The sequence below is a fragment of the Xenophilus sp. genome, assembly GCF_044462705.1.
GTDB lineage: Bacteria > Pseudomonadota > Gammaproteobacteria > Burkholderiales > Burkholderiaceae_C > Xenophilus > Xenophilus azovorans.
Genome location: NZ_JBIQNC010000086.1, coordinates 1 through 14,790, shown reverse-complemented (window position 1 = coordinate 14,790; position 14,790 = coordinate 1). Strand labels below are relative to the sequence as shown.

15 protein-coding genes and 1 pseudogene are annotated in these 14,790 nt (G+C 65.6%); 13 read left to right on the top strand and 3 right to left on the bottom strand.

Annotation, left to right across the window (positions count from 1 at the left end):
• The 6 genes from ACIY1X_RS14230 to ACIY1X_RS14205 all read left to right on the top strand — a co-directional run.
• The coding region (locus tag ACIY1X_RS14230) for an adenylate/guanylate cyclase domain-containing protein (RefSeq protein ID WP_399681481.1) at positions 1-1,528 on the top strand (1,528 nt) is incomplete at its 5' end.
• Positions 1,529-1,569: 41 nt separating this feature from the next.
• The gene (locus tag ACIY1X_RS14225; protein WP_399681478.1) at positions 1,570-2,385 is read left to right on the top strand and encodes an MBL fold metallo-hydrolase; all 816 of its coding nucleotides are present in this window, start codon (positions 1,570-1,572) and stop codon (positions 2,383-2,385) included.
• A gap of 103 nt (positions 2,386-2,488) precedes the next feature.
• Positions 2,489-2,818 (top strand): helix-turn-helix transcriptional regulator, encoded by a 330-nt coding sequence (locus ACIY1X_RS14220; RefSeq protein WP_245610695.1) that lies wholly within the window; start codon positions 2,489-2,491, stop codon positions 2,816-2,818.
• The gene (locus tag ACIY1X_RS14215; protein ID WP_399681475.1) at positions 2,818-4,113 is read left to right on the top strand and encodes a type II toxin-antitoxin system HipA family toxin; all 1,296 of its coding nucleotides are present in this window, start codon (positions 2,818-2,820) and stop codon (positions 4,111-4,113) included. Before ACIY1X_RS14220 ends, ACIY1X_RS14215 begins: the two co-directional genes overlap by 1 nt.
• A gap of 91 nt (positions 4,114-4,204) precedes the next feature.
• Complete coding sequence (locus ACIY1X_RS14210; protein ID WP_169748299.1) at positions 4,205-4,510, top strand: helix-turn-helix transcriptional regulator; 306 nt, start codon at positions 4,205-4,207, stop codon at positions 4,508-4,510.
• On the top strand, positions 4,507-5,736 hold the full coding sequence (locus ACIY1X_RS14205) for a type II toxin-antitoxin system HipA family toxin (RefSeq protein WP_399681472.1): 1,230 nt from the start codon (positions 4,507-4,509) through the stop codon (positions 5,734-5,736). The genes ACIY1X_RS14210 and ACIY1X_RS14205 overlap by 4 nt, the downstream gene beginning before the upstream one ends.
• A gap of 145 nt (positions 5,737-5,881) precedes the next feature.
• Here the strand turns inward: ACIY1X_RS14205 and ACIY1X_RS14200 are convergent, their stop codons facing one another.
• Together ACIY1X_RS14200 and ACIY1X_RS14195 are read right to left on the bottom strand one after the other, a co-directional pair.
• Positions 5,882-6,274, bottom strand: coding sequence for a TA system VapC family ribonuclease toxin (locus ACIY1X_RS14200; protein WP_399681469.1), 393 nt, complete (start codon positions 6,272-6,274; stop codon positions 5,882-5,884).
• 23 nt (positions 6,275-6,297) lie between these two features.
• Positions 6,298-6,549 (bottom strand): hypothetical protein, encoded by a 252-nt coding sequence (locus ACIY1X_RS14195; RefSeq protein ID WP_399681466.1) that lies wholly within the window; start codon positions 6,547-6,549, stop codon positions 6,298-6,300.
• 311 nt (positions 6,550-6,860) lie between these two features.
• Here ACIY1X_RS14195 and ACIY1X_RS14190 point away from each other — a divergent pair, with 311 nt between their 5' ends.
• The 7 genes from ACIY1X_RS14190 (at position 6,861) to ACIY1X_RS14160 (ending at position 14,596) form a co-directional block, all read left to right on the top strand.
• On the top strand, positions 6,861-7,373 hold the full coding sequence (locus tag ACIY1X_RS14190) for a pilin (RefSeq protein ID WP_399681463.1): 513 nt from the start codon (positions 6,861-6,863) through the stop codon (positions 7,371-7,373).
• Positions 7,374-7,467: 94 nt separating this feature from the next.
• Positions 7,468-8,622: a serine hydrolase domain-containing protein gene (locus tag ACIY1X_RS14185; RefSeq protein ID WP_399681460.1), complete on the top strand. Its 1,155-nt coding sequence runs from the start codon at positions 7,468-7,470 to the stop codon at positions 8,620-8,622.
• Positions 8,619-10,025 carry a sulfatase-like hydrolase/transferase gene (locus ACIY1X_RS14180; protein ID WP_399681458.1) on the top strand — a complete coding sequence of 469 codons (1,407 nt, stop codon included), beginning with the start codon at positions 8,619-8,621 and terminating at the stop codon, positions 10,023-10,025. Before ACIY1X_RS14185 ends, ACIY1X_RS14180 begins: the two co-directional genes overlap by 4 nt.
• Positions 10,026-10,035: 10 nt before the next feature.
• On the top strand, positions 10,036-11,820 hold the full coding sequence (locus ACIY1X_RS14175; RefSeq protein ID WP_399681455.1) for a phosphoethanolamine transferase: 1,785 nt from the start codon (positions 10,036-10,038) through the stop codon (positions 11,818-11,820).
• A gap of 20 nt (positions 11,821-11,840) precedes the next feature.
• The gene (locus tag ACIY1X_RS14170) at positions 11,841-12,524 is read left to right on the top strand and encodes a fused MFS/spermidine synthase (RefSeq protein ID WP_399681452.1); all 684 of its coding nucleotides are present in this window, start codon (positions 11,841-11,843) and stop codon (positions 12,522-12,524) included.
• Positions 12,521-14,050, top strand: a complete 1,530-nt coding sequence (locus ACIY1X_RS14165) for a hypothetical protein (protein ID WP_399681449.1) — start codon at positions 12,521-12,523, stop codon at positions 14,048-14,050. The genes ACIY1X_RS14170 and ACIY1X_RS14165 overlap by 4 nt, the downstream gene beginning before the upstream one ends.
• A gap of 54 nt (positions 14,051-14,104) precedes the next feature.
• Positions 14,105-14,596: a pilin gene (locus ACIY1X_RS14160; protein ID WP_399681447.1), complete on the top strand. Its 492-nt coding sequence runs from the start codon at positions 14,105-14,107 to the stop codon at positions 14,594-14,596.
• Positions 14,597-14,675: 79 nt separating this feature from the next.
• Here the strand turns inward: ACIY1X_RS14160 and ACIY1X_RS14155 are convergent.
• Positions 14,676-14,790: pseudogene (locus ACIY1X_RS14155) on the bottom strand (urease accessory protein UreG); the annotation flags it as partial.

The following is a 14,790-nucleotide window of genomic DNA, read 5'->3' as shown; positions in this document are numbered from 1 at the left end:
CGCCCTGGCCGTCTACCGGCGCGCCGTGCAGGCGCCGGCGCCGGTGCTGCGCTTCGCGTCGTCCGGCGCTTCCGGCGCGCGGCTCGCATCGCTCGTGCTCACCCCGGCGGCGGGCGACACCCTCGCGCTGCCCGTCGACCCGAGCGCCAGCATCCTCGTGCCCTACCGCGGCGCGGCCGGCCCGCGCGGTGGTGCCTTCCGCTATGTCTCGGCCGCCGACGTGCTGGCCGGCCGGCTGGCGCCGGGCGAACTGGCCGGCCGCATCGTGCTCGTCGGCGCCTCCGCCCCCGGCCTGCAGGACCTGCGCACCACGCCAGTCGGCGCCGGCTACCCCGGCGTCGAGATCCACGCCAGCGTCGTCTCCGGCCTGTTGGACCGGCGCTTCCTTTCCGTGCCGGCCGATGTGCACGGCTACGAGGCCGCGCTCGTCCTGCTGCTGGGCGCCGGCCTGGCCGTGGGCCTGACCCTGCTGCCCGCACTGCCTGCTGCCGCCGTGGCCGTGCTCGCCGCTGCCGCCGTGCTCGGCGCCAGCCACCTGCTGCACCTGCGCCACGGGCTGGTGATGCCGCAGGCCGCGGCGCTGGCCATGATCGCCCTGGCCTTCACCCTCAACATGGCCTGGGGCTACTTCGTCGAGGCGCGCGCCCGGCGCGGCCTGGCCCGGCTGTTCGGCACCTACGTGCCGCCCCAGCTCGTCACCCGCATGCTGAGCAACCCGGGCCGCTACGGCATGCACGCCGAGAGCAAGGAACTCACCGTGCTCTTCTGCGACATGCGCGGCTTCACCTCCATGGCCGAGCACATGGCGCCGGCCGAACTGCAGGCCCTGCTCAACCGCGTCTTCAGCCGGCTCACCGAAGTCATCGGCCGCCACGACGGCACCGTCGACAAGTACATGGGCGACTGCGTCATGGCCTTCTGGGGCGCGCCCGTCGAACAGCCCGACCACGCCGCGCTGGCCGTGGCCGCGGCGCTGGAGATGGCCGCCGCCGTGCAGGCCCTCGACGCCGAGCACCGCGCCGCCGGCCTGCCCGGCATCAGCGTCGGCATCGGCCTGAACACCGGCGTCATGAGCGTGGGCGACATGGGCTCCGCCCGGCGCCGCAGCTACACCGTCATCGGCGACGCGGTCAACCTCGCCGCGCGCCTGGAGGGCCTGGGCGAACACTACGGCGTCGAGATCGTGGCCGGCGAGCGCACCCGCGAACTGGCCGGCGCTTACTTGTGGCAGGAGCTCGACCGCGTCAAGGTCAAGGGCAAGGAGCGCGGCGTCGGCATCTTCACCCCCCTGGCCCCGGGCGCTGCCGCTGCTGCCCCCGCCCTGGCCGACGAGCTGCGCCAGTGGCAGGCCGTGCTGCACGCCTACGAGGCGCGACGCTGGAGCGAGGCCGAGGAACTGCTGCGCCCCCTGCGCGCGGCGCATGAGAAAAAAGTCCTTTACCGGGCTTATGCTGACCGCTTAGCCTCCATCCGCTTGCAGCCCCCCGACACCGACTGGGACGGGGCCACCCGCTTCGAGCGCAAGTGAAGCCCCTTCCCGCCCCCCGCCACATCCGTCCACACACTTTCATGCAGGTCCGCGTACTGGGGTGCTCCGGCGCCATTGCCAAGGGGTGCCGCACCACCTCCTTCCTGGTCGACGGCGACCTGCTCGTCGACGCCGGCACCGGCGTGGGCGATCTCACCCTGGACGAAATGGCCGGCATCGACGACGTCGTGCTCACCCATTCGCACCTCGACCACGTCGCCGCCCTGCCGCTGATGATCGACGCCGTGGCCAGCCGCCGCCGCGGCCCGCTGCGCGTGCACGCCCTGCGCGCCACCATCGAGGCCCTGCGCGCCCATGTCTTCAACAACGTCATCTGGCCCGATTTCGGCCGCATCCCCAGCCAGGAAGCGCCTTTCGTCAGCTTTCACGACTTCGCCGTCGGCCAGACCCTGCGCCTGGGCAGCCGCAGCCTGAAGGACATCGAGGTCCTGCCCGCCGTGCACACCGTGCCCGCCTGCGGCTTCGCCGTGCGCCCCGCCGCCGGCGGCCGGCACTGGGTCTACAGCGGCGACACCGAGCGCAACGCCCCCTTCTGGGAGCGCGTGAACGCCCTGGACGTCGCTGCCCTCGTCATCGAGACCGCCTTCAGCGACCGCGAGATGGCCCTGGCCCAGCGCAGCCTGCACCTGTCGCCCTCGTCGCTGGCGGCCGAGCTGGCGCACATCTCCCCCCAGAGCGACTACCCCATCTACATCACCCACACCAAGCCGGCCGAGACGGAAGAGATCATGAGCCAGATCAACCGCCTGGCCGGCACCGCCACGCTGCGGCGGCCGGCCCACAAGGACGACCGGATCATCCATTGGCTGCGGGCGGACGAGGTGCTGACGCTCTGATCGCCCTCGAGGCGGCGCGGAGGGGCAGCCCCAACGCAGCACCCTATAATCACTCTCAACGGAGTTTTTAACGCGTGTTGTCGCCCTGGTGGGAGACTTTAATGTGAATACCCTCGTCCCCCTGCCGGTAGAGCGAGCCGTCCGCAAGCTCGGCGGCGACATCTCCCTGGCGCGCCGGCGCCGCCATATCTCCCAGGCCTCGCTGGCCGAACGCATGGGTGCATCCGTGTCCACCGTGCGCCGCATGGAAAAAGGCGACATGCGGGTGCCCATCCACTTCTACGCCCGCGCCCTGCACGTCTTCGGCGAAATCCAGGCCCTGGAGAAGCTGCTGGACACGCCCCAGGACGACATTGGCCTGATGCTGATGGACGAGCAGGTGCCCAAGCGCGTGCGCAGCAGCAAGCGCGATGGCCGTTCGGGGGCGCTGTGATGGCCGGCGCTGCGCCAGTGGTTCGCCGCCAGGTCCAGGTCTGCATCGGCAAGGCAGGGATGCTGGTCGGCTCGCTTGCCTATGCCCGGCAAGGCCGCCGCGAGCACTGCGCCTTCGCCTACGACGCGGACTGGCTGGCCCAGCAGGCACGCTTCAATGTCTCTGCCGATCTGCGACTGTTGCCGGGCCATCAGCCGCACAAGGCGGCATCGCCGCACGACTCGGTGTTTCACGGCGCCATTGCCGATACAGCGCCGGACGCCTGGGGTCGGCGCGTCATCGCGCGCGACCACGCCAGACGGCGCAAGGCGGATCCACGGCTGCCCGCCCTCTGCGAACTGGACTACCTGCTTGCGGTCGACGATTTCAGCCGCGTTGGCGCGTTGCGCTTGCGGGACCCGGACGGACCATGGCACCGCACGACGTTCGAGGGCCGGCGCAGCACGCCCCCGCTGATCGAGCTGGAGCGCATCTACCAGGCCAGCCGCGCCGTCGAGCGCGGACAGGAGACGGCCGAAGACTTGCGCTACCTGCAAGGCAAGGGCACTTCGCTCGGCGGCATGCGGCCCAAGTGCACCGTGGTGGATGAAGACGGCTGGCTCGCCATCGGCAAGTTTCCAAGTGTCGGCGACACGCGCAGCGTCACCCGCGGTGAAGTCCTTGCGCTGAAGCTGGCCGCGCGGGCGGGCATCGACGCCGCGACTGCGCGAGCCGTCTCCCTGGCGGGCACGCCGGTGGCCGTCATCCGCCGCTTCGACCGCGATGGCGCCGAGGGCCGCATTCCCTACCAGTCGGCCGCATCCCTGCTGCAGGCTTCCCGCGAGGAAGACCGCAGCTACACGGAGATCGCCGACGCCATCCGCGCCCACGGCGAATCGCCCACCCGCGACGTGCGCCAGCTCTGGCGCCGCCTGGTGTTCAACCTCCTGATCACCAACGTGGACGACCACCTGCAGAACCACGGCTTTCTGCATGTCAGGCACGGGTTGTGGCGGCTGGCCCCGGCCTTCGACATCAACCCCTTTCCAGACAAGGAGCGGGAATCGAAAACCTGGCTGTCCGAGCAGGACGGTCCGATCACCGACGTGCAGATGCTGCTGGCCCGCGCAGCCTATTTCTCGCTGAGCCCGGAGCAAGCCCTGGCCGTTCTGGGTGAGGTGCATGCCGCGGTGGCGGACTGGCGGCGCGCGGCACTCGATTCCGAGGTTGGCCTGTCGCCGGCCGAGTTGAGCGAATTCGCGCCCGCCTTCGAGCATGACCAGATGAAGGCGGCCGCTGCGCTGCTGGGGCGGTGAGCAGCTCGCGCCCACATGAATGAAAAGCCGAAGTGGACGCGATTGCTACGAAAACATTGCATTTCTGCAGAATGAAAGCAGAATGCTATGGATGAATAGCAATTCGCCGCTGGCGCTGGCAGACATCGCCCAACGCGTGCGCCAGGCCCGACGGGATAGAAAGCTCTCGCAGGCCGAACTCGGCAAGCGTGCCGGGCTGTCGCGCATGCCCGTCTACCGGCTGGAGGCGGGGCAGGACGTCTCGCTGCGCTCCCTGCTGGCCATCCTGCCTCCCTTGGGGCTCGCCTTGAGGCTGGATGCCGCCCCCACCGGCCCCCTGCGTGCCAGCGACCTCGCGCAGACCTTCGCCCACCTGCACGCTTCCGAGGACGACGACCCCGGCGACGGCAACCCATGACCCTGCCGGAGAAACTGCGCGACCTGCACCTGCTCGTGGGCGGCGAGCGTCAGGCCGAACTGAGCAAACGCTCCGTCTACACCCTCGTCTACGAAGCCGGCGCACGCCACATCGTCGGCCTGGGCCTGCCCGTGAGCGAGCGCGCCTTCCAGGACGGCGACCTCTTCGCCGCGCTCGACATGAACCTGCCCGAGGGCTACCTGTTCGAACGCATCCTCGCGCACTTCGGCAAGTTTCCCGTCACCAAGATGCACCTCCTCGCCCTCATGGGCGATGGTGCCATCGGCCGCGTGGCCTGCCAGGTGCCCGGCCAGCCCCTGCCGCCCGTGCCCGCCGGCATCGCCCGCGCCGACCTGCTGGCCGGCCGCCGCAGCGAGGCCCTGTTCGAGCAGCTCGTCGGCGACTACCTCGGCACCGGCTCCGGCCTGGCCGGCATGCAGCCCAAGATCATGGTGCCCGTGGCCGACAAGGCCGCCGTGCCGGGCCCCAGCGTCATCGTCAAGGCCGAAGGTCCGCGCTATCCCGGGCTGAGCGCCAACGAATGGCTCTGCCTTTCCGCCGCCCGCCATGCCGGCCTACCCGTGCCGCCGGCCGATCTCTCAGCCGACGGCCGGCTCCTCGTGATCGACCGGTTCGACATCCGCCCCGACGGCAGCCGCCTCGGCTTCGAGGACATCGCCGCCGTCATGCAACTGCGCGTGCGCGAGCGCCTTTCCAGCCGCAAATACATCGGCAGCTACGAAGACGTGGCCCACGCCTATCGCCTCGTGTGCACCGAGCCTGCCGCAGCGCTGAGGCAGTTCTACGAGCAGCTCGTGCTGGCCGTGCTGCTGCGCAACGGCGACGCCCACCTGAAGAACTTCGCCGTGCTCTACGACGACGAGCGCGTCTGGCCCAGCCCCGTCTACGACCAGGTGACCACCGTCATCTACCCCTACGAGCGCCCCGGCGGCGTCGAGACCGTGGACCGCACCATGGCGCTCAAGCTCTGGCGCGGCGGCCGCAGCGGCGAGCGCTCGCCTGCGCGCAGCTATCCCGCCCGCGCCGAACTGGAAGCCTTCGGGCGCCAGGTCTGCGGCCTGCATCATCCCGGCCGGGTGATCGACCGCACCGCCGAAGCCATGGCGCGCGCCCTGGCCGAGCCGCACGCCGCCATCGCGCCAGCGTTGCTGCGGCAGATGGAAGATGCGTGGCGCGAATCCCTGGCCTGGATGCGCCGCGCCTGACTCATGCGGATGGGCGTTCGATTGACAAGGACCGTTCGGGCTGAGTCTGTCGAAGCCACGCGCGGCGCTTCGACAGGTTCAGCGTGAACGGTTGATATCGTTGAACGCATTCCCGCAGCAGCGGGCACGCCGGCCCTGGCACCGCTCACGCGATCAGCTCGACCGTCTCCGGATGCAGCGCCGCCATCCCCTGGTCGAAGGTCGCCAGCCTGCCATCGTTCTTCTTGGCCAGCGCCACCAGATAGGCATCGGTCACCTGCCTGTGGCCCATCACGCCCTTCATGTCCACCCGCAGGTAATCCAGCGCATCCGGCCAGAAGCGGTGGCGCGGATGGCCCGCCAGGCTGCGCAGAACGCCGATGGCGTCCTCGATGCCGGGCACGGCCTGAAAGTGCAGCAGCATCCGCACCAGCGTGCCCTGCGTGATGGGGCACGAGGCGAACGCGCCCGTCTGCCGCAGAAACCACTGCCTTGCGGCGGGGTGATGCACGTGGGGCGGATAGATCAGCGCGACGAGCACGTTGCCGTCCAGCAGCACGGCGGCTTCGCGCTGCGGGCGCGTCATGCCTCGTCTTCCAGCGCGCGCACGTCGTCATCCGTCATGGGCCGGCTCGCGCCGAGGATGACGGGCAGGCCCGTGTCCTCGTCCATCCGGAACGCCGCCGCCGGATCCTGCGCGCCGCGCGGGGCCGACGCCTCCAGGCCGCGCCGCATCAGGTCGGCCACGACCTGCCCCAGGCTGCGCTTGTTGTGGCGCGCGAGGCTGGTGGCGACCTGGTGCAGGTCCGCAGGCAGATCGATGGTGGTTCGCATGGCCGCATCATGATGCGCCATCATCTTGATGTCAACGAAGCGCCGGAGCGCGCTCCCGTGGACCTGCGCCGTTCCGCATCGCCGGGCATCTGTGCTGCGGATGACACTCCCGGCATCGTTGCCGCTTGCCTTGACAAATTTGTCAGCGACTTTTTTCCAGGGCTGTACACATCGTGTCACAACGTGTAACCGATACGTGAACTTTTTGGCCGGAAACGCGCCTGGCCCAGGCTGGCACGGCGACTGCAGAGAAGAAGCGCGCCGGGGAGGAGTTCCCGGGCTCGTTCAAACCAACCTGGAGTAACTTCCTCATGAACCGTCGTTCCATCGCACGCAATGTGCAAAAGGGCTTCACCCTGATCGAACTGATGATCGTCGTGGCGATCATCGGCATTCTGGCGGCCATCGCCATTCCGCAGTACCAAACGTACGTCGCCAAGTCGCAGGTTTCGCGCGTGATGTCTGAAACTGGCTCGTTGCGTACGGCGATTGAAGCCTGCATTCTGGACGGCAAGACGACTCCTCTTGCTCTGGGCACGGCTCCTGCCGCTGCTACCGACTGTGACGTTGGTGCTACCCAGAGCAATCTGCTGGGTGGAACGGTGGCAGTCTATACGGGTCTCAACGTGACGATTGGCGAGGCAGCCGACGCTGCATCCACGATCGTGGCGACGTTTGGCAACAATGCCGCCGTGGCTCTCAAGACGAAAACGCTGACCTGGACGCGCGCTGGCGCAACGGGCACCTGGACTTGCAACACCACCGTTGACACGAAGTACAAGCCGGCCGGTTGCACGGGCTCTGCTGCTGCTGCTGGTTCCTAAATCTTTTGCGGCCACCTTTTGAGGTGAACTGCTAGCTCCAAAGAAGCGCCCTCAGGGGCGCTTCATTCTTTGTGGCATAGGGTAGGGAGTTTCCGTGCTTCGCCGTCTCGCCATCTATCTGCTGCTGATCTGCGCGATCTTCCTGCCGTGGATGGCATGGGAGACGGATCGCAACATGGTGCGGCGGTGGCTGTATCCGGTCACGGGCCAACTGGCCGCGTGGTCCACGCGTTGTGATGCCTCGGCACCGCCTTGGATGAAGGATGCGGCCGGCGGGCTCGCCAAGCGCTTTGCCTCCCCCACCAATCAACTCGTGCTGGTGGATGCGGCCGGCCAGCGCAGCGGGTGCGTCAACGGCTGGTGGGGCCTGCCGTTCTTCAGCCCTCGCACCACGGCCGATACTCGCTTCCGACTGGCCAGCCTCTCCAAGATCGTGTCCTTCATGGGACTCGTGCAGCCGCAGGTCACAGGGGGTACACCCTGGCTGGATGATGCGCTGGTCGACGACTTGAAGCTGCCCGGCCCGTACAAGGATCCACGCGTGGCGCAGATCCGCATCCGGCACCTCCTCAATCATTCGGCCGGCTTCGATCGCATGCGGACGGCCGATCCGATGGTCATCGACCGCAAGACACCCTGGTGCCCCGGCGATGTGGCGCTATTGGCGCGCACACCGCTGCAGTTCGATCCCGGCAGCCGCTATGCCTATGCCAACCTTGGCTATTGCCTGGCGGCCGCGGCCTACGAGCGACGCTTCGGCAGCTCGCTGTGGGACGGACTGGAGCGTGATCTACACCTGTCGCGCCACGGCATCGACTATCTGTATCGCGCCGACGCCGCCGTAGCCTACAACTTCATGCACCATGAAGTGCGCGGCCCTGATTTCACCGAGAACTTCGACTGGCGGGCGTTGCGTGGTTCCATGGGCATGACAGGCAACGCACAGGGTCTGGCCGATCTGGTGACGGCCCATCGACCGCTGCTTGATTACGCCCGTGCCATGCATGAGCCCGCCGTGCGCTGCAACGAAAGCGTGCCTGAAAGCTGTCAGGACGGCTTCCTGGAGCGCCGGAGGGTGGGCGACGCGCTGGTGTGGGTGCAGCGCGGCTACCTGTATGGCATGTCGGCGCTCTTTCTCACGGATGCGGCAGGTAACTTCCTGGTCTGGCTGGGGGCGGGTGATATGCCCAAGCAGCCACTGAAGGCATTTGAATTCCTGGAGCAGGCCTTTCTTCGAGGTGCTGCATGAGCATGAGCACGTCCGGCGATGTTCGGCTGTCGCATGTGATCACAACCGCGCTCGCGAGGCCGCTGGCGCTGACGTTGCCCATGGTCCCCGGCCTGTTGGCTGCTGCCTGGCTGCAGGTCTATCGACCATGGTTCTGGGCAGAGTTCCTGCTGATCGCAGTTCTCAGCCGTGGCCGCCCGGCGCTGTTCGCACTGGGGCTGGCGCTGACGTGGATGGCCGATTTCCTTTTCGTTTTCGCGCAAGTCAACCTCTCGTCCAACTATGGTGAGGTGTTGGACTTGCTGAGCTTCGTGCCCTACACCAACGTGGGCTGGATCGTAGCCGGCGCGGCCGGCGCGGTGGGGCTGGTGCTCTGGGGCTGGCTCTGCCTCAGGCTGCAGCGCCGGGCGTCTACGGGGCGAGGCCTGCTGTTGTGGGCTCTGGTCCTTCTTGCCGTGAGCCTCGCCTGGCCCCGAATCAACGGCTTCGATCTTGCCGAAGGCAAGCTGTACGGTATCCGCGGGGTGAAGCTGGCGGGCTCCTGGGTGCTGACGAGCCAGCAGATGCGAAGCGGATTGAGTTTCTACGAAGAGGGTTTTGCACCTGACGCAGGCAAGTTCGTCGAGCTGCCGAAAGACGGTTCGGCCGTCCGGCGCATGTTGGCGCGTGCCGCGCCGGCGGAAAAGATGCTGGTCGTGGTCGTGGAATCCTGGGGCCTGTCGCGCAGCGCGGCGGAAAACCAGTTCTGGAAAGATCTGTGGGCCTCCTCCGGCTGGCAGGTCCGTGCGGGCACGCTGCCGTTTCAGGGGGCGACGGTAGCCGGAGAGCTGCGAGAACTGTGCGGCTTCGTGCCGGCGTCGTTACGCATCGACGCCATCCCCGATGCGCAGCGATGCCTTCCGAATCGACTGCGCGCGCAGGGCTGGCGCACACAAGCCTTTCACGGCGCCTCGGGCAAGATGTATCGGCGCGATGCCTGGTATCCGGTCATCGGCTTCGATCGCAGCAGTTTCATGCAGCAGTTGATTGGTCATGCCAAGCGCTGTTCGAGCATTCCAGGTGTTTGCGACTACAGCATTGCTTCCCAGGTAGTCCAGACGCTGCGCCAGGAGGGCCGTCAATTCACCTATTGGATGACGCTCAACTCGCACACGCCCTATCGGGAATCCGATTTGAGTGACCCATTGCTGTTAAAGCAAGTCTGTGCTCCGCTCGGGCTGCAAGATGCGCGCTGCAGGCATGCGGCGCTGCTGTATGACTTCATGCAATCTCTCAAGGCCGCGTTATCGCAGCAACCGATTCAGAGATTGCAGGTTGTGCTGGTAGGCGATCACGCGCCGAAATTTTTCGACGCTCATGCGCGTGAAGACTTCGACGACACGGCTGTTCCCTATCTGATGGTGGAAACACCGGCAGCTCCTTAGGGAAGAGCAAATGGCATTTCCCTTCTGGCCCGATCGCTACGCGCGGCTTGTCGCGTCGGGAACTCCGAGCAGCGGTGGTAGGGAGCCGTGCTTCTGGGTGTGGCTGCTTTGTTTGCTGTGCGTCGTGATGTTGTGCCTGCCTACTGCGCTGAATGGGTCTCGTGCGCATGGTGGCAGCTTCGGGTGGTCGGACACCGCCGCCATGACTGTGCAGTTCTGGTTGTTGTGGCTGGCGCTGTGGGGACGCATGGGCGTGGCCTTGCTGCTGGCGCTGCCCTTCGCATTGATTTGGCCTCTGGAGGTATGGATTCGCCTGCACTACGGCTCATCCATATCTGCCAACTTTGTCGCCCTGGCCTTTGAAACCAGCCCTGCCGAGTTGGCCGATCTGCTCTCCACGCTCGGATGGCTGGTTTGGCTTCCATTGGGCTGGCTGGCTCTGTACGGCTGCGCGGTGTGGGTAGCATTCCACTGGCGATTGCGTTGGCGAGGCCGATCACGCTGGATCGCGTTGGGTCTCCTGATCGGGTTGACGGGGCTTTTTTCGCTGGCCAATGATGCCGGCCAGGGCGACTGGTCAGTGGAAAGGCACTCCAGCGACGCTCCGGGATTGGATCTCCGACCGGGCCCCAGCACCCCGTGGTCGGACGCCTATCCGGTGAACCTGATCACCGCCATGCAGACCTATCGCCTCGAGCGGACCTCCATGGCAGCGATTCGATCCAAGATCGAACAGCATCATTTTGGAGCCCATGTGGTCGACCCGGCGCGTGCAGCAGAAACCGTGGTGCTCGTGATCGGGGAGTCCTCGACCGCGCAGCGCTGGTCGCTGCTGGGTTATGAAAGAGAGACCAATCCGCGCCTGAAGGCGTTTGATCTGGTGGCGTTCGGGAACGTGGCCAGCGTCGCATCCTTGACTCGCGTGGCTGTGCCGGCTGCGCTTTCGCCCAGGCCTGCGCTGACGTCGAAGGGCGAGGTGGATATTGATGCGCAGCCCTCGCTGGTCAAGGCCTTTGCCGAAGCTGGCTATGACACCTATTGGTTCTCCAATCAGGCTGCAATGGGACCGCACGATTCTTCGATTGCCATCTATGCAGCTGAAGCGCGGCACGTGCGGTTCATGAACCCAAGTTCGTATTCGGCTCGTGGCAGCCTCGACGAGATTCTTCTGCCTGCGCTCGACGAGGCGCTTGCCCAGGCTGGACCGAAGTTGATCGTGCTACACACGCTGGGCAGCCATTTCGATCAGTCATTGCGCTATCCCAGCGCCTTCGCGCATTTCCAGCCCGTATCAGGCGTGCGCGAAAAAGGCGCCGCAACGCTGATGCCAGCGTCTCAGGAGCAGTTGGAGGACAACGCCTACGACAACAGCGTGCTCTATACGGATCACGTTCTGGCAGAAGTTATACGGCGTGTGGAATCGCGTGGTGGGCGCTCCGTTGTGGCCTATTTTTCAGACCATGGTGTCGATGTTCATCGGACTTCTTGCCGGCCTCGTTCCGTGATGGTCCGTGCCACACGGGCCAGTCGCCATGTGCCCGTGATCTTCTGGCTGAGTCAAGCGTTCAGGGAGAGGAATCCATATGTCCCGCTCCGTCTGCAAGAGCATCGCGATCTTCCCTACACCACCACGGTCATGTTCAGTTCTCTTCTCGAGATCAGCGGCGTCACCCTGGAATCCGTCCCCCTTGACGCACTTGAAAGCCTGCTTCGCGCGCCTGTAAAGGGTACTTCCTCGCGTCGGTATCCCGATGCTTTTGCAGACAGCTGTCAACGTATTGCAGGCTCGTTGTGAGCCGGTATCACCCTGAACCGATGTCATCCACCTCCTCTTCTCGCTTCCTGAGCCTTCAGGCCTTCGGGCAAGCATGGCATCCTCTGGACGCCTCCCTCTCGGTCAGCTTCTTCATGTCGGGCTGCTGCGCGTTGATCTACCAGCTTGCCTGGCAGCGTCTGCTGTATGGCGTGATCGGTGTCGATACCGATTCGGTCACGATCATCGTATCCGTGTTCATGCTGGGCATCGGCCTGGGAGGTGCTCTTGGCGGGTGGCTGGCGGATGTGGCTCCGCGCCATCGATTGCGCATCTACATTGCCGTCGAACTGGGTATCGCGGTCTATGGCGCGATGAGCGTATGGATTTTCCCCGCCTTGGACGATTGGGTCTTGCGGCAGGGGTGGGTTGAAAGCCGCTCGTGGAGCGCAGCGTTGTCGTTCGCCGTGCTGTGTGTGCCCACGGTGCTGATGGGTATGACCTTGCCGATCCTCACGCTCGCATTCAACGAGCGTCGCGAGAACATCGGGGTGTCTGTAGGGACGCTGTACTTCGTCAACACCCTGGGTGCCGCCATGGGTGCGATGCTGGTGCCCTTTGTCCTGCTTCCGATCATGGCGTTGGATCGGGTCATTGCGCTGGCCGTGTGCGGCAATGTGCTTGTGGCAGCGTTTGCGTGGATGGCAAGCCGCCAGGCCAATTCGAGCGAGGAGGTTCGGCCGTGACGAAGCATCCGCGAAAGGCCATGTGGCTGTCCTTTGCCTGCGGATTTGCCAGCCTGAGCATCGAGATTCTGTGGGTGCGTCTCTATGGTTTCGCGCACAGGTCGACACCCGCCGGCTTCGGCTTCGTGCTCGCGGCCTACCTGTTGGGCATCGCCCTGGGCGCCTATGTGGGCAGCGGCGCATGCAAGAGGCTCGCCGGCCAGCAACTGTGGCAGCGGTCTGCGCAGGCGCTGCTGCTGTCGTCCGTCGCGACGCTCACCCTGCCATTGCTGTTTGGCTGGACGATCCGACGGCAGTTCGACAGCGTGCTGAGCGACATGGTGATGATCGCCATTTCGTCGGCGCTGTTGGCCTATGTGTTTCCCATTGCACATCATCTGGGCGCCGACGCCCACCGAGGCGATCGCCAGGGGCGCCGCTTCGCATCGGTCTACATGGCGAATGTCATGGGTGCTGCGCTGGGCCCGTTGGTGACGGGCTACGTATTGCTCGAAACGCTGACGTTGCAGCAATGCTTCGCAGTTCTGAGCGGTTTGCAGGCCGTCATTGGCGCCGTGCTGCTGGCCAGCGTCTCTTCCAGTCATCGGCGCGCTTTGCAGACATGCATCGCAGGCTTGGTGGGGCTCGGGGCTCTGGCGCTGCTCATCTTGGGCAAGCCTCATGCGTTGATCGACAGTGTCAGCAAAGCGTCCGGACCTCTGCGAACCGTTGTTGAAAACCGACATGGCATCGTCACCATCGCCGAAGGCGAGGGATCGGACGACATCGTGTACGGCGGCAATGTCTACGATGGACGTACCAACATCGACCTGCTGCGCAATACCAACGGCATCCACCGGGTCGCTCTTTTGTCGGCGCTTCAGCCCAAGCCCCGCCGCGTGTTGATGGTGGGGTTGTCCATCGGCTCCTGGTTGGCGCTGGCGCGTAATTTCCCGGGAGTCGAGCAAATCGACGTGATCGAGATCAATCCTGGCTATCTGGACGCAGTCGGCTCTTACCAGCCGCAGGCAGACGCACTTTCTGACCCGCGAGTGCGAATTCATATCGACGATGCGCGCCGCTGGCTGCGCGCCAATCCGCACAACCGATATGACTTGGTGATCATGAACACCACCTGGCATTGGCGCGCCAACTCCACACTGCTGCTGTCGCGCGAATCGCTGCAACTGATCAAGAAGCACATGGATCAGGGGGCGGTGATGGCTTTCAACACCACCAGCTCACCAGATGCGTTCCACACGGCCACCGACGTTTTCGCGCATGCGTATCGCTTCGGCAACTTCGTCTATGGCGCTGACTTCGATTTCCGCGCGCGGAAAGACGCCGTCGGCCCGGAGCACTTCCTGCGGGCTTCGGGACGGCAGTCGGAGCCTCCTACAGCCACTCAGCGTCAGCGCGTCGAGCAGTTGTTCCGAACACGGTTCGTCACGATCGACGAAGTGCGTGCCCTCGCAGGGCGCCCACTTGAAACGGTGACCGATCTCAACATGATCACCGAGTTCAAGCACGGCAAGGCGGAGTATTGAAGCGATGACACGCGAGTCCGCTGCGAAGGGCCAACGAATCAAGGAGGAGTGGCGATGAGTCGAGGAATCAGTACCCAGCGAGGCTTCACATTGCTGGAGCTGATGATCGTCGTGGCCATCGTTGGCGTCCTGGCTGCCATCGCTCTGCCCATGTACCAGATGTATGTGGCCCGCAGTCAGGCGACCAGGGTCATGGGCGAATCAGCCTCTCTTCGGGTTCCGGTGGAGATCTGCCTGACCGAAGGGCGCACTGCGGGCATGGGTGCCGGCGCCACGCAATGTGACCCCGCGGCCACCGGCTCGAGCCTGATGGCTATGCCTGGGGCAGACGGGGCAGCGCCCACGGCGGGCGCGCTACCGGCGGGCATGGGCGTTCCGGCCGTGACCTTCCCGGCAGCGGGTGGCGCGCAGATCGAGGTGGTGTTCGGGAACAGCGCCGCCGCAGCCATTGCGGGCGAACGGTTGACCTGGACTTTTACCAGTAGCACGGGCTGGACTTGCACCAGCAGCCTTGGGTCTCACTACAAGCCTGCGGCTTGCCTCTGACGGACGACGGTGTGACCTTCACCTCCAGATGCCAGCAATCTGTCCAAACGCAGGCTTGCTTCAGGCAAAGGGGCTGGAGCTAGTCCATGCGTAGCAACCCCTGTCGCTCGATCAACGCCACCACCTCATCCAACCCCGTCAGCGTCTTGAGGTTGGTCATCACGAAGGGCTTGCCGCGCCGCATGCGCTCGGTG